Genomic DNA, 21393 nt, shown 5'->3' with positions numbered 1-21393 from the left:
TGTCTCTTCCTATTTCAATTTCTTTATTTCGGCCTCTTTATAATCGGCGATCTCATCGATTAAATTCTCAGAAATTGGTGTACCAAATGGCAATGCTGTTTTAAGAAATCCCCGTTCTGGAGCGTCTACTCCGACATTGATATCCTCAGCGATCGGCATACTATAGTTATGAATATGTCCGTGAAGATTGCGAATGTTCAGCGTCTTGCCTAAGAGCATTGGATAATGCGTCAGGTAATATTGATGATGATTAAACTTCACGATAGCACCTACGTCGTGAAAATCAAATTTATTTTCTCCGTTTGGAAGCTTTGGGTCATGAGCCGATAAATATTTGAAGAACGTACGCGAGTCATGATTACCTTTGATAAATATAATCTTCCCTTTTAATTGCAGCAGCTGCTCTAAAATATCAGCGAAGCCCTTTTCGTATTGCGGATGCATCGCCACATCGCCTAAATGATAGACCGTATCTTTTTCATTCACCACGGCATTCCACGCTTCAATCATTTGCTGATTCATCTCTTCGACAGAGTCAAACAAACGCGGCGCGAAGTCGTTAGCGCCTAAAAGATTCTCGTGAAAATAATGTGTATCTGATATAAAGTATTTCATCCTTATCACCTACAAATGAATTCTGTTTGTTTCCTTCATTTTACCATCTCTTTCAAAAAAAAGCGCTCATGCTACAAGCGTCACTGACAAAATAAGACTACCAATTTATACTTGGTAGCCTTGTCTTTGCAAAAGTGCTTGATATTTTAGTTTAATAATCGTGATGACCGCCTCTAACTGAGTCAGATCCTCCACTTTGGTTGCGTCAAATTCCTTCGTGCGTTTAAATGATTTTCCAGTATCGATCAAATGAAAGACCTGATTCCATTTTTCAAACTCAGAAAGATTATTCAGATTGGCGATAGGGAAAGCCGCACCGTCGCAAATCTCCCATAAACGGAAAATCAAAAATGATGTATCAATCACTTCCAGCTTCATGTTTTTCTTGCTGCATTGAACCAAAACTTTTTCGGGATTGTATTCTAGATACCAATCTAACAGAATAAAAAAAGCTTCCCAACGGTACGTATCACGAAACATTTTTTGCGTGTCGGGCATGTCTCGAAAAATCAACGGGATCAAATAGTGCTTCTTATATTTCCAGCAAGGGATCGAATCGATAAAATAATCGACATAACGTGTCAGATAGCTATTCCCTTGATAATCACTAATATAATAATCTTCTACACCATATTTTTGAAACTCTTTTGTCAAACTGGCACAGTCTTCGATTGAAACGGTCAATCCTGACAAGAGACGAAAATCAGAAATAATTTTATGATGCTCGATCGTGTGTATCTTGTGAACCAACTTCTCACCTTCGTTTCCAACTATTTTCTTAGTAATAGTGTACCATAATCTGCGCAGATTGAAGCTTCTAAGCGTTAAAAAGATTTAGAAAAAAAGATGAATATAGCAAAACAAAAGGAGGATTATAATTATACACGAATTGAATTAATGATCATTTGAAAATATTATCATTATTTCTAAGCTTTAAATAACTAACGGCTTCATTTTTATCCAAGCAAAAAGCGGATCCTATCCGCTTAGATAGAATCCACTCTACAATTAAATTTCTTCTTTTACAAACAATCCGCGATCAATCATTCCATCCATCATGAAATAAAATTTTTCTTGAACCATTTCTTGTTTGCTGTCTTTAAAAATATCTACCGCCTTCAACCCATTGGCTGTCGTTACCGACATTTTCAATGTGCTGATGTCCTTTGCTACCGTGACTTTAAGTTTAAAGCCCTCTTTGCTTTGGGGCGTTGCTTGTAATGGACGAACCAATTGAAAATTGCCCGAACTAGTTTCAGTAAAACCATTATCACGCAACGTATACTTTTTAGCTGTTGGTGCTAACGCGTATTGATATTTTGATCCTTTAATCGTCGCTGTCTTTGTAAATGCCATTTACTCACCTCATCATTTTTTCTTTCACTCTTAATTATAAAGATAAGTATCAGCCATTTCAATCTACTTTGTTAGTTCTTGCAAACTCGCAACCAGTTGTTCCGCAAAATATTCGACCTGTTCCAAGCTATTCCCGTAACCAAAACTAACTCGCAGCGATTCTTTGACTTCAGGAGCATTCTTGCCGTACATTGCTTCTAATACATGTGATGGATCGACCGTCCCAGCCGTACACGCTGATCCAGTAGATACGGCGATACCGCGCAGATCTAATTTCATCAATAATAAATCACTGATGATTCCAGTAAAACGAAGATTCAAGACATGGGGCAACTTGTTGTTCACATCGCCATTCACATGATAGTCAATGTTTGCTTGATCCAGTGTCGTTAAGACTTTTTTGGTGAACTGATCATATAGCTCACCGCGCTTTTCTCGTTCGTCTTCAGTTAATAGTTCAACAGCTTTGGCCATGCCGCAAATGCCGGCTAAGTTTTCAGTCCCGGCACGGCGTTTTTCTTCTTGTTCACCACCGCGAAGCAATGGCGCTAATTTCGCCGCATCACTTTTGAATAAGAAGCCGACCCCTTTTGGCCCATTGATTTTATGAGCCGAGATACTAAGAAAATCTACTCCTAATTCATGCGGGCGAATGAGTTGGTTCCCATAAGCTTGAACAGCATCCGTATGGAAATATGCGGGATGCTCCTTCAATCGTTCCCCGATTTCTTTGATGGGCATCAAATTACCGATCTCGTTATTGCCATACATGATCGAAACTAAGATCGTATCTGGACGTAAGCTGGCATCAAAATCAGTCAGCGAGATATTTCCTTTTCGATCCACCGGCAAATAGGTCACTTCAAATCCCTGTGTCTCCAAATACTTCATCGTATTGATCACGGCAGGATGTTCGATTTGCGTCGTAATTAAGTGCCGGCCTTCGTTCTGACGACCAAAAGCGGTTTCTAAGATGGCGGTGTTGTCGCCTTCTGTTCCGCCACTGTTAAAGACGATCTCATGATATTTCACACCGAGACTCTTTCCAATAACTTCTCTAGCCATTTCCAATTTGCCAGCAGCTTGCCGACCGAACGAATGAACGCTTGATGGATTACCAAAAGTTTCACTCATAACCTCGGTCATCGTTTTAATTACTTCCGGATGCATCGGGCTTGTCGCCGCATGATCTAAATAAATAGTTTCCACAAACTTTCGGACCTTTCCACAGTTAGCTCATATTTATGAAGTCATTTTTGCTGCGCCTGTCATTCTGCTAAGCTACCTGTTCAATATATTTAGTTTCAAAGAAATACTTGCGACCCAAATTTTACCGCGCAGAGCAGAGTCGACAAAAAAAGGCATGACTGCCTTTTTATTCAAAATCTTTTTGTTCCATCGTAAATAATGGACTGACAGATTCATTTTGATGAATCCGTTTGACTGCTTCACCCATCAAATCAGAACAACTAATGATTGATAATTTTTCAGGATGGCGTTCAGGACCTGTCAGAACAGAATCAGTAATACAAATATCCTCAATGTCAGCAGCATCTAAATTTTCTTTTGCTGGAGGTGATAATAACCCGTGAGAAGCACATGCAACAACTTCTTTAGCGCCAGCTTTTTTCAATGTTTTTGAAGCATTGGAGAAAACTTCACCAGTGTTCAAAATATCGTCCACCATAATACAGCAGCGACCTTCAACATCTCCGATTACATAACCAGAATCCGGGTTGCCTTCTTCAGCCACATCCACGATCGCAATCGCCGTGTCCAAATACTCCGCTAGACTACGGGCACGTTGTACGCCGCTGTTTTTAGGCGAAACCACCACATAATCATCGCCCACCATTCCGCGACGGCGGTAGTAATGAGCAAACAAAGGCATCGTGAACAAATTATCAACTGGGATATCAAAGAAACCTTGGACTTGCACAGTGTGTAAATCAAGTGTTAATACTCTTATTGCACCTGCGTCTGAAAGTAAATTCGCAATCAATTTTGCAGTGATTGGCTCATGTGGTTTGGCTGTACGATCTTGTCTTGCATAACCATAGTAAGGCAATACGACATTGATTGTTTTCGCGCTCGCTCGTTTCAATGCATCGATCATGATCAATAGTTCCAAATAATAATCATTCACCGGCTCATTGGTTGATTGGATCAGATAAACATCAAATCCACGGACCGTCTCTTCCAAATTGATAGATATCTCTCCATCACTGAATTGTTTGACAGTACTTTTCCCTAATGGCACGCCACAAACATCGGCGATTTTTTCAGCCAATGGTCGATTCCCATTAAGGCTAAAAATTTTAAACTTTTCGTTACTTTCTTCTGACATGGTGTCCCTCCAAGTATTTTTGTACCCCCAGTTTAACATATTTTTAGTTATTTGCTGTAGATTTTACTTTTCTTAACGAGATCGTTCCGTTTCCCCACTCTGCTGGAATTACGGCTGCACTCTTGCCCCAATTGTCATGGATTTTATAATATCTTTGCCCATCAGCCATTTCCATAAAGCCGTGCACAACGACCCAATGATTCTTATAGCTGCTGCCTAGCAGTTGCAGAAGTCCTATCATAACTGGTTCTCCCGCCAAGATACGCTTGGTAACTCGCTGCCAGGTGCCCGCTGCAGTTCCTCTTGCACGATAAGGAATTCGATAGCGGCGAAAGAAACGATTTAAGCCCATAGAAATCTGTAAAGGGACTGTCGGAAAGTCAACCGGCTGCAGTACAGGCTGCAAAGCTCTGATCAATTCTTCGCTTTGACTACTATCTTTTTCTCTTAATCCATTCGGCAAACAACCTTCATCAATTTGATCTTGCCAATAAGCCAGCAGCACACTGCTCGCATATGTACCGCATAAAAAGCCTCGCGGTGTTTTCCATTCACGGTAACGCTCAAAACTTTCTAATTCTACCCATTGGTCAATTGGATACTCCATCGTTTCACCCCTCAGAATTTTTAATTTATGGCTCTTCCTAAAATCTATCATAGTACAGGCCCATCTTGGTTACGAGTTCTATTCATTTTATGTAGGTATTTCTTTAAACCTTTTCAAAAAGAAAAAGTGCCCTTCACTATGAGTAGCTCATTAATTGTTTTATTATAGTATAGATAGAACGATTATGACAAAGGAGCTGAAGTTATATGGACAAAACAAAAATCAAAGAAGATTTATATGACGCGGTCAATGGCGAATGGATCAAAGAGGCGACGATTCCAGCAGACAAACCAGCCACAGGCGGTTTTCAGGATCTTGTCGATGATATTGATGAGCTATTAATGGCCGATACGAAAAAGATGAGCGAAGATCCTTCCCTGATCCCAAATGATTTGATGAAAGAGTATATCGCTTATTTCAAATTAGCCAATGATTATCAAAAACGGGATCAAGATGGTGCGGCTCCTATGCTGCCTTTGTTGAAGCAAGTAGCTGAATTGAAAGATCTGAAGGACCTAGAACAACAATTGACCAGTTGGGTACTTGATGGCCTTCCTCTGCCTTTTGGCGTAGATGTCGATGCCGATATGAAGAATACTAAAATCAATGCTTTATTCGCTGGCGCACCAAGTCTGATCTTACCGGATAAAACTTATTACGAAGCGGATCATCCGCAAACACCGCAGCTTTTAGCGATTTTTAAAGAGATGACCGTAAAACTTTTTGCACTTGCAGGCTACGAAACTAAGACAGCTGAAAGAATCACTGACGAGGCTCTTCAATACGATAAATTATTGGCCCCGCATGTAAAAAGCGCAGAAGAAAATGCGGATTATAGCAAAATGTATAATCCCGAAAGCGGCGAAGAATTCATCAAACGCAGCCAACACTTGGATTTGGAGAAACTCTTGGTCGGCTTAGTTGGTGAAGTGCCTGAAAAAATCATCGTGACTGAACCAGCATTCTTCGAAAAATTGGATGACTTAGTAAATCCCGATACCTTCCAACAGATGAAAAGCTGGATGATGGTGATGACGATCAACGCGTTGACCGCTTACCTCAGTGAAGAATTCCGTCAAGTCGGCGGCACATACGGTCGTGCGCTTTCGGGGGCACCAGAAGCTCGTCCTCAAGAAAAGGCAGCATTTTACTTGGCTTCAGGACGCTTCGATCAAATCGTCGGCGACTATTATGGAAAAAAATATTTTGGCGAGCAAGCAAAGAAAGATGTCGAACAAATGGTTCAGCGCATGGTAAGCATTTATCAAGAACGTTTGAGCAGCAACACATGGTTGAGTGAAGCGACCCGTGAAAAAGCGATCGTTAAACTAAACACGTTAGGTATTCATGTCGGTTATCCAGAGAAAATTCCGCCAATCTATGCACAATTCAAAGTGACACCAGCCGAAAAAGGCGGTACGCTTTTGAGTAATGCTTTGCACTTTAGTCACTTGAAACGCAAAGAAGATTACGCTAAATGGAACACCCCTGTAGAACGTGATGAGTGGGAGATGAGCGCGGACACTGTCAACGCCTATTACCATCCGTTCCGGAATATCATCGTTTTCCCTGCAGCCATTTTACAAGCGCCGTTTTATAGTTTGGAACAATCCAGCAGTGAAAACTTTGGCGGTATTGGTGCCGTGATTGCCCACGAAATCTCTCATGCTTTCGACAACAACGGTTCACTCTTTGATGAGTACGGGAATTTGAATAATTGGTGGACCGAAAAAGATCAAAAAGAATTTCAAGCATTAGCGGATCAAATGATCGCGGAGTTTGATGGCTTAGAAATCGTCGGCGGAAAAGTGAACGGTAAACTAACTGTCTCAGAAAACATCGCTGATGCAGGCGGTTTGAGCTGTGCCCTAGAAGCAGCGAAGAAAGATAGCGATGTCGATCTGGAAGGCTTCTTTATCAATTGGGCAACGATTTGGCGGATGAAAGCTCGTCAAGAGTATACACAATTGCTCTTATCAATTGATGTCCATGCTCCAAATAAATTACGGGCCAACGTCCAAGTCAAAAATTTAGCGGACTTCTATCAAACCTTTGATATCCAACCAACTGATGCTATGTATTTGGCTCCTGAAAAACGCGTAAGTATTTGGTGATTTTACCCACACATATAAATAAAAAGTTCGAAGAGAATCGATTGATTTTCTTCGAACTTTTTTTATTGTGCTGCTCGCAATTTCTTCCATTTCCGAACCTTGGTACGGAAGGACTTAAATGGTGCGACAGTGTTGATATGCACCCATTTCCAAACCGGCCAATTAGAAGAGGTCGACTGTGCCCATTTTCTGCCGCCAGGTTTGAACAACTGATCGTCATCTAAACTGGCAATCCATTGACAGGTCATCTCTATAGCATCGTTGAACACCAGACTCATTTCCTCTAAACTTTTCCCTTGGCAATCAGCATAAAACTGTTCGTGCAAAGGCCCCATCTGATTCCATTTAATCCCTGGAGCGGGCATCTCGACAGTTTGTCCTTCTCGTTCTGTTTGCTCCCACTCTTGGATCAGCGCCAGCCATCCCAACTGATAGGCAAGGTTTTCAAACGGCGTCCGTTCTGCCTCATCAAGCCGTACATTCTTATCTTTTTCAGCGATATCCTCATATTCTTTGATAAACAAATCGGCTCTTTTTTTAATTTCCGTAATGAATGCTTCTTTGCTTGCATATTCTTGCATAATTAACACGCTCCTTTTTCTGTTAGCTCGTTGCTACACTCATAATTTATCATCCTAGGAGATTGTTTTTAGCAACCTGTCATGTTTGCACAGGTTTCTCGTTATGTTTGTTCGAATACGGAATTAAATGATCAAAAAAAGATCGCTGACAAAAATGCCAGCGATCTTCTTTATGCTATTATGCTTTTGGTTTCTTTGAATCAATCGCGTATTGACGACGTCCGCCTGGTTTTGGTACCAAGTCGCCGATCATGTTGCCAAAGCCGCCTTCCACACGTAACTCGTGGCCGTTCGTGTAATCTGAACGTTTGCTAGCAAGATAGAGAACGGCATTAGCGATATCCTGCACTTCACCGATTCGGCGATTTGCAGTCATTCTTCTTCTGCCTTCTTCAACTTCTGCGTCTTCATAGAATTTTGTTGATAGCGGTGTTTTAACGAAGCATGGTAATACGCAGTTACTGCGCACGCCATATTGTCCCCATTCGCCAGCAATCATCTTGGACAGCATGTTTACGCCAGCTTTACTTGGGCTATAAGCACCTGAATAAGTTTCTGGAGCGATCGAAGCGATTGTTGAAATGTGGACCATCCGACCTGATTGCTGCTCGATCATCACGCGACCAATACGTTGTGAGACTAAGAAATAACCAGTCAAATTCACATCGATTGTACGTTTCCATTCATCTAAAGCCAAATCTTCTAAAGGGCTGAATGTTAGAATCGCCGCTGTTTGAACTAACACATCGATTCTGCCAAAATCCGCTTTAACTGTTTTCGCTAAAGCGTCTACTTGTTCTTCAACCGTTGAGTTGCAGGCATAGCCCTTCGCTTTGACACCGTATTTATTCGCTAGTTCTTTGGCATAGCTTTCTGTTGCTTCTTCATTTAAGTCGACTAAAGCTAAGTTCGCCTTTTGCTCCGCAAAATCATTTGCGATTTTCCGACCCATGCCGCCTAATGCTCCCGTGATTATTACCACGTCATCTGCTAAATCTAACCATGTATTATCCATTCTTTCCGCTCCCTATACTCTAAGTTTTCTTTCTTTAAATATACTGAATCCACGCAGTAGATACTAATTCTTTTTTTCAATCAATCTATAGTCTTATTCAATCAATCAGCAGCAATTGTTTCGCCATCCTTTGAGCTTGCTCCGGTGCAACCGGATAAAGTAAAAATACGTTCAATAAAACAGGTGAAAAAGCCAAACCCAATAATTCTTGTGCAAAAGTCATCGCAGCAATCTCACCCAAAGAATGTAAACGAGCACTTCGCTTGAATGGACCTGTTTGATAATTCAATTGCTGTTGTACGGTGAACAACTGCTGTTGATTTTCTAGGTAATGATAAAGTTCATGCGCCAATAAAGTTTCAGCTACTTGCTGACCGTTAAGTAAATTCTGTTCCGCAAAAAAAGGCGCCGCTGCTTTCAATAGGCTCTGATTGATTCGAATACGATTTGGTAACTGAAATTCTGCCAGAACAAAGCGAAAATTCTTCGCCTTCAGTGTTTCTTGAAAAAACTCGATCTCGATTTTTTCTTGCCGACAGTATTCCCACAAATCAATTGATGAAATATTACTCGCCGCTGTTTTTCCGCATTCAATCGCTTGCTGGATCATTGATGAGCGCTGCTGTTCAGAAATCTTTTTGTAAAGATGATCCTGGCTAAGCAGAAATTGCCCGATTTGCTGGTCGCTCAGCTGCAAGAGCTGTTCTATGTTATTCATTACAAGCAACGCTCCCTTCTTTCTACGTATAACGATTGGCTGCGATGATCATCATTTCATCAGTACCGACAATTTCACTCATTTCGATCTCCATCAGCATCGTTAATTGCGTAAAGTCCGTGCTGGAAAAATCTAACAAACGTGGGCCAACACAGAAATAAAAATCTGGACGAATGATCAGATCACTTTGATAATTAGCCATGCTTTCCCAAAGATTAGTGACTTGTTCAAAATAATTTTGGATCGACGTTTTCACTACTTCTGCATGTTCCCGTTGAACACGAATAAAGCCTTTCTTATCAACCACACGAATGCCATTGCCTTTTTTTGAATTCGCGCCATAAATATAGAAATGATCGGTTGAATCAAGCATTTGGATCTGCTCCGCTGGCAAGCGGAAATCTTGTACCGCGATTTCTCGTGCTTCTGTCTCGGTCGCAGCCGTTTGAACCTCGGTAGCTTGTGCCGCCGTGGAACCTGAAGCTCGCGCAGTAATCTTTTGTGTTTGAGGATCAATCTCGATATGAACCTCTACGCTTTCCTCAGTTGCACCGCTTTCGATCGCCATATCCGTGACTTCCTGCTTAATCGCTTGAATGTCTTGCTTTGTCGGACTTGGTACGATTCGCTCCACCACATCTTGGACAGCCGCCAAAGCCACGCCAATTGAAGAAATTACTTCCGCATTTTCAGGAATTTTATAATTCAGATCCATTCGCTCTGCCGCAAATTTGATCAGCGCAGCGACACCGCCGCCTACACCGACTAAGGTCATTTGATTTTTTTCCAACTGATATTTCTTAGCTAAAGAACGAATCACCGGCTCAATCTTTTCAACTGCTTTCGCTAAAATCTGACGAGCAACATCTTCTACTGTCGTATTCAAATATTCGGCTAGCGGTGTCATCGCCTTTCGAGCAGAAGCAACATTCCCATAAGAGAAATCTTCTTCTGTCACATAGCCCAAAACATTCGCCGCACAAGAATTAGTGATGGTGATACATTTGCCACTGGCTAATTTTATTGCTACATAATCAGCGGGATCGCCTTCTTTAGGTGAGTACAGCTCCAGCCTAGGATCGATGATTTCTTCTTCTGGTGTGTATACCGCGTATTCCAAACCAGCGATATGAGCACTACGCGGCCCTACATCTTTTACACCACTTTTGTTTACCCGAACCATGCTGCCGCCAGCTACGCCTAAAACGCGGACATCCAAAGAGTTTACATACGTTTTATGACCAGAGATTTCTGAATAATCGATCACCGGACGACCATTTTTGATTACCCCTAGATTGGTCGAAGTTCCGCCGACCTCAAAATAAATACCATTAGACGTACGTAAATACATCAGAGCTCCCATAACACTGGCTGCTGGTCCCGACAGCATCGTCAAAACAGGTCGTTTCATCATTTCGACGACATCCATCAATCCGCCGTCGCCCCGCATAATCATCAATGGCACATCTACACCCGAAGAACGTACACTTTCTTCCGTAGAATTAGCCGTTTCTAGCATTTTAGGCAGAATTGATGCATTGATCGTCGCCGTACGAGTACGTCTTGATAAGCCATAGAGCTTAGTCATTTCAGAGGCCAAGGTCACTGGGATATTTTTTTGTCTCGCAACTTCCGCAATTTGTTCTTCTAAGCACAAATCATCAACACCAAAAGCAGCAGAAGCAACTAATACGTCCATTCCATCTGCTAGGAGTTGATCGATTGTTTTTGAAATCGTCTCTTCATTCAAATCCTTCTGACCAATAAAGTAAGAAGAGATATGAATACTTCGACCAGTTCCTAAATCAATATCCTTTAAATTTGATTGCACACGTGCCAACCAGCCTTCAATTCCTGACTTGGCCGTACTAATGATACCGATTTTCGCGACATCTCCCTCTAATAAGGCATTGGTCGCTTGGGTCGTACTATGAGCAACAAATACGACTTCATCCGGATCAATATGGTAATCCTTTAAGCATTTTAAAAAGGAATTGACGACTCCTACTGCGACGCCTTTTTCGCTATCGTGAGTGGTTTTTACAGAAGATTTACCTATGATTTCCTGCGTATCATTATCAATAGCCACGGCCTTTGTGTGAGTACCGCCTACGTCAATTCCTATTCGAACTCTTCGTTTCATTCAGAAAGTCTCCTCCTTTCATTTATACTGGACTATTGAGCAAGAAATTCGCGATTTCTAGAATCAGCGCCACGGAAATTCCGGGAACCAGCGACACCTTCATGTAATCAATCGCATTGATTCGATTGAAGCTCAAGCCCCACGCGTTCCAAGAAATCGTAATATCAAAATGCGCCATTCCGATCAAGACGGAGGCAAATAATGGATACAAGAAAGTCGTTGGATAGTTGGTCGTCTGACTGACCACTGCTAACAATGCTGCTCCTGAGCCAATCAATGACAATGGTCCTTTGAACCAAGTCAACGGTGCCAAAACCCCAAATAAAAGACATAGTGCTAGCGGCGCTGTTGGAATAATCCCGCCAATAATTTTTTCAAAATAAGGTGCTGCAAAAAAGGCCGCATCATTAAACATGGCCAAGGTGATCCAGAAGGCAACCAGAGAAGACGTATCTTTGACTCCTTCTGTAAAAAGACGTGATATAGTTCGGCAAACTTCTCTAAAACCACCGTTCAACTCACCACAGACCGCCAATGCATAGAGACTGGCCAAAATGAAACACAGAATAACTGGAAGGTCTAAAACAATGACTCCTACCACTGGTAAAAAGGGGGTAATCAATGATATTCCCGGTGCATCGACAATTTTGCTCTCTTTTGTTGCGGCCCATGCATAAGTTAGACTCTCAAATCGCAGATAAATCATCGCCGCGATAGAGACTACAACAATCATTACTAAGAAAGCTAAAATACCGAATGGAAAATAATCACTATAAGAATACTCTGCTCCACCGCTTGAGTTCAAAAAGAAGGCGGAGTACTGGGCAAAGTTGATTGGATTAAGAAACAATCCTGCTGCCACTGAACCAGTAAAGGAGAAGAACGCAATTACTTTTGGGATACCAATAGAGAATAAAATCGGTAAAATAATTACCGCAATCGCGATAACAGAACCTGCCCCTGTCATAGAAGTAAAGATAAAACCTGTTATCAAGTTCACAATCGCTAATATAATCGCTGGATTATCGCCGCCTAACTCCACGCTCTTTCGAATGATGGTGGAAGCAATCCCAGTATCCAATAAAATACGTCCAAAAAAGGCGCCTAAAAAGATATTCATCAGTGAAGCGCCGTATTTTTCTGGTGCCGTTTGATAAACCGTCTTTAGCATGTCATTGATCGTCATTCCCGCAAACACATCGTTAGGTGAAATCAAATGACCGATGATCGGCAACACTGTCCAAATGGTTGCCATAATGAAAAAGCCGACCATCAAATTGTGTCCCTTTATACAAAATATAACCATTCCTATGAAGGAACAGATTAACAATAGCCCAATTAAAATGTCCATGGGTAACCCCCTTAATTCCGCCGCATCCAGTTCCAAAAAGCTATATTGAAACTATTTTCTGTGCAACTCCATGATATGTAAACAAGGAGGAGACTAATTCTCAAAGAATCAATTCTACCTCCATAAAAATTATTTTGTTTCGTTTAATCCTGCAATTTGTTAAATGCGCTGTAGCCAAAGATTTTTTTATGTTGAAGAACTAAATAAGTCATCATAACGATTGAGATCACACCGAACATTAACAGCAAGCCCATCATAATGTAGACTGCTTGACCTTCACCAACTGATTTTGTCATGTAAGCCACAAAATAAGGTAAAGCAACGCTGGCGATACTCATCCACGTATAATAAATCCCTGTATTTCTACCTTTACGTCCTGGTGAAAACATTTGACGAACACTTAACCCTGCTTGTAAAGCACCACCTGCAGCGAAGAACCCTAAGCAGGCAATACTAATATAGATCACAGTCACATCATGGATCAGTAAAACCGCAACCAGTGGAATCGTCGTAAAGATCGCATCAATGAATAGAACTTTAACCGGGTTCCATCTTAACTTGCCCATCATGAAGGCCCAGAAAAGAACTGCTAGAATCGAACCAATCGTGTAGACCGAAGTTAAACTTGCCGCCTGCATTTCGGTCATTCCTACATTACTTAACCCATAAGCTTTTGTATACTGTTGACCGCCGTACATAATGAACATACAGACAAAGCCATAGAACATAGTAGTGAAATTAACCAATTTATTTGGCTGAACAAGCATTTTTGCTTTGGCGTCATCAATTTCTTTTTGAACCAAATCTTCTGATGATTCCAAAGCTGCTTCTACTGAAGAATCACTTTTCGCCTTTTTACTGGCCTTCATATCGTCATCGTAAGCAAACGGACAAAGAAGTGACATAATGACACAAATAAGTGCGAGTACTCCTGGAAGAATGATACTCAGCGAATTTTGTCCAGCGTCAGCAAAGCGAACAACCATTAATGGGAAGATCACTCCTGCGATCGATACAAATAGTTTAATTCCCAAAAGTGCTGAGGCCGCATATTTAGGCGCTGCTTCTTGCGCTGCTGGATACAAAGCCGCATCCCACATTCCTGAATTGGCGATCCCTACAACAAATGCAGCGACATAAGCCACATAGACATTCGTTGATAACAAAAGGACAACAAAGAAAATGAAATAGATGATCGAACCGCCAACAGCTAAAACCTTACGACCAACCTTATCTGAAATCTCGCCGCCGATCCAAACAGAGATCAGTTTCCCAAAACCTGTAAATGTGATAGCCATTGAGACCGCGGCTGCCCCCGCAGTCGCATCGGTAAAGCCCCATTTATCAAAAAAGTACGTGGCATTTTGACTCAAACTAAGTGTCTGCATACCATGAGTAAAATAGGCTAAGTATACAAAAATCAGCGATGGTAAATATTTTTTCCTCATATGATAATTACTCCTACTCGTTTATTTCGATCCAGTTGCTAGTTTTCTCTGGTTGGAAGTGCTTGGCCTGTGAAAATTTCGAATGCCGCTTTTCCTTGTCCCAATAACATTCCTTCTCCAGTCACCGTGGTGCAACCCTTTTCATCCGCATCCTTGATCAGCTGCGTTTTCGGCGGATTGTAGATCGCATCTGCAACAATCAATTCTTTATGAAAGACACTTGTATCGCTGATCGGTGTTTTGGTTGAACCAACACCCATGCCAACGATTGTCCCATTTACCAAAACATCCGCTTCAGCAAGTTTTGACTTCAATAGGTCTGCATCCAATAGATCATGGATCGCTACATTTAAGTCAGGATAGAATTTTTTAATGCGCTCAACTGTTTCTTCACCTTTTACGAAAAAATCGTCCTTGATATTGAAAATATCGATTGAAGCCGCTTCTTCGATCGCCAATTGAACTTGGATCGCTGTTGCAGCACCGCCTGTTCCCAGGACCACAAATTTTTTGTTCCTTGGATCAACGCCATGATTTTTTAAATTATCAACAAAACCGATACCGTCAGTGATATGTCCTGATAGTTTCCCATCTTTATTTTGGAATGTATTAATCGCACCCACCATTTGCGCTGCTGGTGATAATTCATCCATGTATTTTGCGGCTTCACCTTTACAAGGCATCGTTACGTTTCCGCCAGGCATGTTGAATGTTCTAACAGACTGGAAGGCTTTTTCAACTTCCTCAATTTGGACATCAAAAGCCAAGTAGACTGCATCGATTCCAAGTTGTTCAAAACCGTAATTGTACATCGCTGGTGACCCCGAATGTCCGACGGGGCTGCCGATCAAACCATATAATTGAGTTTTTCCTGATACGCCTTCTAACATAATTTTATCCACCCTTTTTTAGTCTTCTAGTAATTCCGGCCAAGCTTGCTTGATCACAACAATACTCGTGTCGTAATTCATTTGCGCTGATTTTTCATACCCTAAGCTTAGAATTGGATCAGAAATAACTTCTGTTCCCACCACTCGTGGTTTGATGCCGTGCTCCTTGATTGCTTTCAAGAAACCAACTGTATCGCCCCATCCTGTTCCTGGGCAAAGACGATCATGCATTGATTCTTCACGTAAAATCGTTTCTGGATAACGACGTTCTAATACATCACAGATTTGAACAGAAACAACTTTTTCAGCTGGCACCCCTTTTAAATCTTCGGCTAACGTTTCTGCCCGTGCCCAGTGCCACGTATCTAGGATCAACATGCCATTCTCACAGCCTGATTCTTTCACGATATTCCATGCACTAGCTAAATCTGGAACGCCGCTATAAGGCATGAATTCCAAACCAATCACTAATTCTTTTGCCCGTCCACATAATTCTTTAAAAGCTTGAATGTGGACTTCTGCTGGATATTTTTCCATCAGACCGCAGTTGATATGCCCTACACCGAACAGACGCGCCATATGATAAACAGTTTGTTCTTTGAATTGCTGTAATAACGTTTCTGGTGTTTCTTTCGTTTTATTCGGATCAGCCCATAATGTGATGTATTCCACTTCGGTAACCTTCATATCGTTTTCTTCTAAGATCTCCAACATACGTTCATCTGAGTAGCCTTGCTTAATCGCCAGCATATAAGTTTCAGCACGTAAGCCGATGCCGTCGAACCCTGCTGCTTTTGCAATTTTTACTCGTTCTTCAAAATCAATTTCCATACCTAAAGTATATGAGCTGATCGTTAATGGTACCTTTTTCATTTGTCTTCCTCCTAAAATCGTAGCCAATTTTCTTAAAGTTATTTTTTTCACATGAAGGGCTGCAGTCCCCTAAGTGGTCAAACTCTTTTTGCCGAGAAAACCATACTCTTTATAATGTATTGGCTTTCACAATCAAATCTTGACTTTATTTTAACGTGGCGCTTTTCAAAATTCTAATTGGTTTTTATCGCAGAACCTATAGGTAAAAATAATAGGTTTTGCTATACTTATAGAAAGACTTTATGAACCTCGTTGGAAATCTATAAAACTTATGATTAGGAGTGATGCACATGAATCTGCAGCATTTGAAATACTTCGACGTTTTAGCCCGGGAACAGCACTACACCCGATCCAGTAAACTGCTAAATGTAACGCAGCCTAGTTTGAGTAATGCCATTGCTTCGCTGGAAGATGAATTGGGCATTACCCTATTCGAAAAAAAGGGCCGCAACGTTGTCTTGACTAAACCAGGGAAGATCTTTCAGGATTACGTCACACGGACTCTGGGAACCTTAGATGATGGAATCGAGACGATCACAAAAATCAGTAAAGGCAGCGGCTTTATCAGCTTCGCCTTCTTACCAGTACTGGGAACGACCTTCGTCCCAAAACTAGTTCGAGATTTTCACAACGCACATCAGGACCAAGAGATCCTATTTGATTTTCATACTTCTTCTGGTGTCTCCAAAGAGATCGTTGATGGCATTAAAAATATGCATTACGATATCGGAATCGCTTCATATTTACCAGATGAACCCAGCATTGAATTTCTACCGATCGCAAGTCAAGAATTAGTCGTGATCGCACCATTGGATCATCCGTTGGCACAATTCGATGCGATTTATTTGGAACAGACACAGCCTTACGAACAAATCGGCTTTAGTAAAAGCAGCGGCCTGCGCAACGTTATTGATGAAGTCTTCCAAAAAAATAATTGCAGCTACAATATCGTTTACGAAGTCACCGTGGATCAAGTCATCGCCGGTCTGGTCAGTCAGGGCTTTGGCATCGCAGTCGTGCCCAACATGTATATTCTGAAGCACTTGCCGCTGAAAACCATCCATCTAAAAAATGTCATGCTGGATCGCTCTTTCTATTTAGTCACCAATAAGGATGCTTATCTGACTCCTGCTGTGATCAATTTCAAAGAATTCGTCGTAGCACATTCGGATTCAAAAGAAATCGTCTATTAAAATCAAATAGCCATTAAAACTCACCCCCGCCAATAGTTGATTGACGGGGGTATATGAGATTGTTCTTCCGATTTTTTACAAGACAGAAAGAATGTTTTGCAACTCAGCTACCGAAACTTGTCCCGGTGCCGAAGCTTTTTTGGCCGCTCCAAACGTTGCTGCTGAACCGAAAGTCGCTCCGGAAACGCGGCTTATCACACCCAGTTCACCCATCGACATCGTAATCAAAGGTCGGTCAGCATACTGATGATACATTTCTTGAGTCGCATCCAGCAAAACGATCACGTCATGCGTTGTTTGCGGCATCACGGCGATTTTACAAATGTCCGCTCCTTTAGCCTGCATCATTTGCAAACGCTGAATGATCTCTTCCTTTGCAGGGGTTTGATCGAAATCATGATTGCACATAATTATTTTTTTGCCTTTTTCATGTGCGCTTTCGATCAACTCCTTCACCCCTTTTTCAGGCATAAACAATTCCACATCTAATAAGTCGAATGTTCCCTGCTCCAAAAGAGTTTGATACAGCTTAAAATATTTCTGATCCTCTAATGGACAAACGCCGCCTTCTTTAGCGGTTCTAAAAGTAATTAATAACGGTCTGCCTACAGCTGTGCGCACCTCTTTTGAGAATTCTGCTGTCTTTTCAAAATCTAGAACATCTTCAAAATGATCGATCCGCCATTCAACAATATCGCAATTACTTTGAACGGCGATTTCTGCTTCTTGTAAAACATCCGCTCTCGTTTTACCAACTAATGGAACGATGATTTTAGGCTGACCTTCACCAAGTGTCACATTTTCAATCGTTACAGTTTTCATATTTTATCTCCCATTTATCTCTTAAAAATCGACTCTGCGTCCTTCTTCTGCTGACAAGTAGGCCGCGTAAATAATTTTAATCGTATCATAGGCTAGATTCAAATCAGAAAGCGGTTGGCGGTTTTCTGCCACACATTCCGCAAAATCCTGAAACTGAGCTAGATAGCCTCGAAGTGTTTCTTCCGCAACAAAAACTTTATTCCAACCCGTTTTATCTTGAAGCTGCTCAGAAATATACACATCCTCTAAATCATCTTGATCCAAGAAATACGTCGACAAATTATCTGCCGGCGTAATGTTGTTCACTAACGCACTGTCGTTGGTATACACTTCTACATAGTTCTTAACCCCGCCTAAAGTATTATCATTTGAAATTGAGATTGCCTTTGTGCCATCCGTAAACGTGATAACCACGGTTGCGAAATCTTCTGTATCGATTGATTTAGCCGGGAAGTAGCGTTTGTCATGCTCATTTAAACTTGGCGCCAAGCGACCCGTTTCCGCAACGACACTTTGTACAGCGATCTCTTCGCCACGCGCTTTTGCTTCTGCTTGTTTCAAGAAAAGCATACCGCCGATAGGATGACTGCCTAAACGAATCAGAGAACCGCCACCTGCTAATGACCAATACGCTGATGCTGGTGAAGTAGACGAACGAATACTTTCTTCACCTTTCATATACATGATCTTGCTTTTCTTCGCTTCGATCATTTCTGCTGAACGCAGGATATTTGGTGAATAAACATAATTCTCTGCGTACATAAATAAACGATCAGACGCTTCAAATTTTTGACGGCATTTATCAATGTCCGCTAATAATTTTTTGTACATTTTTGCTTTCGGTACATTTAAACCAATCGGCTCTTCATCGCCCTCTTCACCAAAGTAGCCTGTTAATGGTTTCTCACAAATGACATGTTTATTTGCATCTAATGCTTGATAACATAAATCCAAATGGGTTACTGGCGGTGTAATGATATCAACTACATCAACCTCAGGGTCTTCAAGTACTTGCTGATAAGTCGCAGCGACTCCTTCAATGATGTCCCATTTGTCACACAATTGTCGCGCACGTTCTTGATCATTATCAAAGACATATTTGATTCGTAAATTGACGCCGCTGACCTTATTGTAAGCATTCGTGTGAAAGTTGCCGGCAAAGCCCGCCCCAACAATAGCAATCGTTACATTTTTCATAGATAAATTCCTCCGTTTCGGATAATAAACCGTTTTCTTTTGATACCACTAACTATAGAAACTTTCGATTGTGAAAACAATCTCATTTGCGATTGATATTCATAACCAAAATGTTATACTTTTAAAAAAACGAAGGAGTGCTCTATGAATATTCAAAATATTGAAGCCTTTTGTCGCTTAGCTGAAGTGGAGCATTACGGTAAAGTGGCCGACGAATTAGGGATCGCCCAACCCTCATTAAGCCGGATGATTCGCCGGATTGAGGACGAAATTGGTGTGAACCTATTTAAGCCTAGCGGGCGTAATATCAAGCTGACAAAGATGGGAAAACTCTATTATCAAAAGGTTCGTAAAGGATTGGATGAGATTCAATCCGGTGCCGACACGATCAAAAACATCGTTGATCCTTATTATGGTTCGATTGATCTTGGCTTCATTTTCACCTTAGGACCAGAGATCATTCCGCAGCTATTAAAGCAATTTCGCAGTGATCCAGAACGTGCCAATTACAAATTTAAGTTTTGGCAAGGAAACACACCACGGCTCCTTGGTCACGTCAAACAAGAGACCTGCGACTTCTCAATTTGCTCATATTTGAACAATGAACCTGAAATCGAGTTCACTCATTTAATGGACCAGCCATTAGTGGCGATTGTGGCGAAGTCCCATCCTTATGCCAACAAAAGCAGTATTTCACTGGCCGAACTATCCGAGATTCCAATGATTCTCTGCCAAGACAAGACCTACTTTATCGAGAATCTTTTCAAAAAAGCCGGTTTGCCATTAAACATTTCCTGTCGCGTGGAAGAAGATCAAGCGTTGGCGGGATTAGTGTCGATTGATTTTGGCGGAGCGATCCTGCCCTATAATAATTTGATGCCATTTCACGATATTGCGGTTCTGCCATTCGAAACACCAATGTATCGCCCTGTTTATTTGGCCAAAAGGAAAGACATTCAGCTTTCGACGGGCCCTCAAGTTTTCGAGAAATTTTTAAAGAACAAAGAATTTTCTCTATCATTATGATTTTTACCTTTAACCAGACAAAAAGCTCCTTATAAAATGAAGTCAGATTTTTAGCTTTTCTGATTTCTTTTATAAGGAGTTTATTTAAACACTATTCAGCTAGAGCAGATTTTTCTTTGTCATCTAACTTCGAAGAATAAATCAAAAATTTGGTTACCTTTTGACAGTCATCCCACACGATTTCTGTAAAGCGGCGCGTCCCGTCCTTTTCAAAGATCGTCAGTTTCGTTAAGATTTCCAGCAATGAATAGAATTCTTCGTCTGATTTGCTGATATCCGCATGTCTGAAGGTCAAATTATGCTTTTTGCCATTGGCGTCCTCAAAAAAGGATTTATATAAAAAGGTGTAGCGATCTTTGTTGGCAAAAGCATTTGCTTTGCGCTCTTCAGTATCGTTCTTCGTTATCATGGTTAAGATATCGTCAACGGTATCAAAAGTTGGTGCCGCTGCCGCACGCACAAGCTTCGTCAGCGCACGAATCGGTCTCGTTAATTCCGAAAATTCAGCCTTATGTTTGAACAGCCGCTTTCGAACAATTTCCCAATCGCTATAATCAAAATAATCATAGAAATACAGACAATAATCCTGCATTTTCTTACTTGGTTCACTAGTTAAAAATATTTTGCGAATCAAGTCTTTACAAATAAACGAATAATCCTCCATCACGATCGCGTTGCGTACTAAGACCGCCATTCCATATTCAAGTACCGCTTCTGAATCGTGCGTTTCTGCGTAGTACTGATTGATTCTCTTTTCAAGGTTCTCACGTTTCATTCTAAACAACTGTCTTTCATTCAACGGTTTTACAGCCATATCGGGACCTCTCTTCTTTATAACTTCTATAGTTCTATAGTACCTCTAAATGAGCCGAAAAATTACCCAAGATTTTTCATTTTGAGAAAAATACTCAATATTCATACGATTAAAATGAAAAGATTGTTAACTTGCTCGTTCTGTGCTACTATTTTTTCGGGGACTTCCCCAAAAATAAATCAGAGTAGGAAATAAAGCGTTAAGTGCTGGAAGGATGGGATGTTGTCTTCTGGACGAAAGACTTAGTCTGCGGTTTTATTTTCGCATTCGCTGCATGAAGATG

20 protein-coding genes and 1 riboswitch are annotated in these 21393 nt (G+C 41.2%); of the genes, 3 read left to right on the top strand and 17 right to left on the bottom strand.

The genetic code is table 11. The features are described 5' to 3' along the window. Positions 1–9: 9 nt before the first annotated feature. The 6 genes from PGP85_RS12975 to PGP85_RS12950 all read right to left on the bottom strand — a co-directional run bounded on the left by PGP85_RS12975 (position 10) and on the right by PGP85_RS12950 (position 4925). Positions 10–615 (bottom strand): metallophosphoesterase, encoded by a 606-nt coding sequence (locus PGP85_RS12975; RefSeq protein ID WP_010739962.1) that lies wholly within the window; start codon positions 613–615, stop codon positions 10–12. Between the two features lie 105 nt (positions 616–720). Further along, complete coding sequence (locus PGP85_RS12970) at positions 721–1365, bottom strand: hypothetical protein (protein WP_010739963.1); 645 nt, start codon at positions 1363–1365, stop codon at positions 721–723. A 258-nt stretch (positions 1366–1623) separates the two neighbouring features. Then, positions 1624–1971, bottom strand: coding sequence for a DUF1831 domain-containing protein (locus PGP85_RS12965; RefSeq protein WP_010739964.1), 348 nt, complete (start codon positions 1969–1971; stop codon positions 1624–1626). A gap of 63 nt (positions 1972–2034) precedes the next feature. Beyond that, on the bottom strand, positions 2035–3180 hold the full coding sequence (locus PGP85_RS12960) for a cysteine desulfurase family protein (RefSeq protein WP_251865918.1): 1146 nt from the start codon (positions 3178–3180) through the stop codon (positions 2035–2037). Positions 3181–3346: 166 nt separating this feature from the next. Further along, positions 3347–4318 carry a ribose-phosphate diphosphokinase gene (locus PGP85_RS12955; protein WP_270327861.1) on the bottom strand — a complete coding sequence of 324 codons (972 nt, stop codon included), beginning with the start codon at positions 4316–4318 and terminating at the stop codon, positions 3347–3349. 43 nt (positions 4319–4361) lie between these two features. After that, entirely contained in the window at positions 4362–4925 is a 564-nt protein-coding gene (locus tag PGP85_RS12950; protein WP_270327859.1) for a hypothetical protein, read from the bottom strand. A 206-nt stretch (positions 4926–5131) separates the two neighbouring features. On the opposite strand from PGP85_RS12950, the gene PGP85_RS12945 reads away from it, so the two are divergent. Then, positions 5132–7039: a M13 family metallopeptidase gene (locus PGP85_RS12945; protein WP_270327855.1), complete on the top strand. Its 1908-nt coding sequence runs from the start codon at positions 5132–5134 to the stop codon at positions 7037–7039. A gap of 62 nt (positions 7040–7101) precedes the next feature. On the opposite strand, the gene PGP85_RS12940 is transcribed toward PGP85_RS12945, so the two are convergent. The 8 genes from PGP85_RS12940 to PGP85_RS12905 form a co-directional block, all read right to left on the bottom strand. Then, positions 7102–7620 (bottom strand): ClbS/DfsB family four-helix bundle protein, encoded by a 519-nt coding sequence (locus PGP85_RS12940; RefSeq protein WP_270327852.1) that lies wholly within the window; start codon positions 7618–7620, stop codon positions 7102–7104. Positions 7621–7798: 178 nt separating this feature from the next. After that, positions 7799–8635, bottom strand: a complete 837-nt coding sequence (locus PGP85_RS12935) for an SDR family NAD(P)-dependent oxidoreductase (protein WP_090402780.1) — start codon at positions 8633–8635, stop codon at positions 7799–7801. A 97-nt stretch (positions 8636–8732) separates the two neighbouring features. Beyond that, positions 8733–9353 carry a hypothetical protein gene (locus PGP85_RS12930; RefSeq protein WP_270327848.1) on the bottom strand — a complete coding sequence of 207 codons (621 nt, stop codon included), beginning with the start codon at positions 9351–9353 and terminating at the stop codon, positions 8733–8735. Between the two features lie 22 nt (positions 9354–9375). Further along, on the bottom strand, positions 9376–11496 hold the full coding sequence (locus PGP85_RS12925; protein ID WP_270327846.1) for a hydantoinase/oxoprolinase family protein: 2121 nt from the start codon (positions 11494–11496) through the stop codon (positions 9376–9378). A 22-nt stretch (positions 11497–11518) separates the two neighbouring features. Beyond that, on the bottom strand, positions 11519–12847 hold the full coding sequence (locus PGP85_RS12920) for a hypothetical protein (protein ID WP_010739973.1): 1329 nt from the start codon (positions 12845–12847) through the stop codon (positions 11519–11521). Between the two features lie 143 nt (positions 12848–12990). Further along, positions 12991–14295: an MFS transporter gene (locus tag PGP85_RS12915; protein ID WP_090402788.1), complete on the bottom strand. Its 1305-nt coding sequence runs from the start codon at positions 14293–14295 to the stop codon at positions 12991–12993. 38 nt (positions 14296–14333) lie between these two features. Continuing rightward, positions 14334–15185, bottom strand: coding sequence for a shikimate dehydrogenase (locus PGP85_RS12910; RefSeq protein WP_270327843.1), 852 nt, complete (start codon positions 15183–15185; stop codon positions 14334–14336). A gap of 18 nt (positions 15186–15203) precedes the next feature. Then, complete coding sequence (locus tag PGP85_RS12905) at positions 15204–16058, bottom strand: sugar phosphate isomerase/epimerase family protein (protein ID WP_270327840.1); 855 nt, start codon at positions 16056–16058, stop codon at positions 15204–15206. Positions 16059–16348: 290 nt separating this feature from the next. Between PGP85_RS12905 and PGP85_RS12900 the strand changes: the two genes are divergently transcribed. After that, the gene (locus PGP85_RS12900) at positions 16349–17251 is read left to right on the top strand and encodes a LysR family transcriptional regulator (RefSeq protein ID WP_010739977.1); all 903 of its coding nucleotides are present in this window, start codon (positions 16349–16351) and stop codon (positions 17249–17251) included. 75 nt (positions 17252–17326) lie between these two features. Here PGP85_RS12900 and aroD read toward each other — a convergent pair whose 3' ends face one another. Continuing rightward, the gene (gene aroD / locus PGP85_RS12895) at positions 17327–18073 is read right to left on the bottom strand and encodes a type I 3-dehydroquinate dehydratase (RefSeq protein ID WP_251865934.1); all 747 of its coding nucleotides are present in this window, start codon (positions 18071–18073) and stop codon (positions 17327–17329) included. Positions 18074–18094: 21 nt separating this feature from the next. Further along, complete coding sequence (locus PGP85_RS12890; RefSeq protein WP_270327836.1) at positions 18095–19270, bottom strand: Gfo/Idh/MocA family protein; 1176 nt, start codon at positions 19268–19270, stop codon at positions 18095–18097. Positions 19271–19414: 144 nt separating this feature from the next. On the opposite strand from PGP85_RS12890, the gene PGP85_RS12885 reads away from it, so the two are divergent. Next, on the top strand, positions 19415–20296 hold the full coding sequence (locus PGP85_RS12885) for a LysR family transcriptional regulator (RefSeq protein ID WP_270327834.1): 882 nt from the start codon (positions 19415–19417) through the stop codon (positions 20294–20296). 91 nt (positions 20297–20387) lie between these two features. Here PGP85_RS12885 and PGP85_RS12880 read toward each other — a convergent pair whose 3' ends face one another. Further along, on the bottom strand, positions 20388–21110 hold the full coding sequence (locus tag PGP85_RS12880; RefSeq protein ID WP_270327833.1) for a hypothetical protein: 723 nt from the start codon (positions 21108–21110) through the stop codon (positions 20388–20390). Between the two features lie 178 nt (positions 21111–21288). Then, positions 21289–21385, top strand: a riboswitch (THF riboswitch). Positions 21386–21393 lie beyond the last annotated feature (8 nt).

It is taken from the genome of Enterococcus malodoratus (assembly GCF_027659535.1).
Taxonomy (GTDB): Bacteria; Bacillota; Bacilli; order Lactobacillales; family Enterococcaceae; genus Enterococcus_A; species Enterococcus_A malodoratus.
Note: the sequence above shows the minus strand (reverse complement) of the source record. Positions and strands in the feature narration are given on the sequence as shown.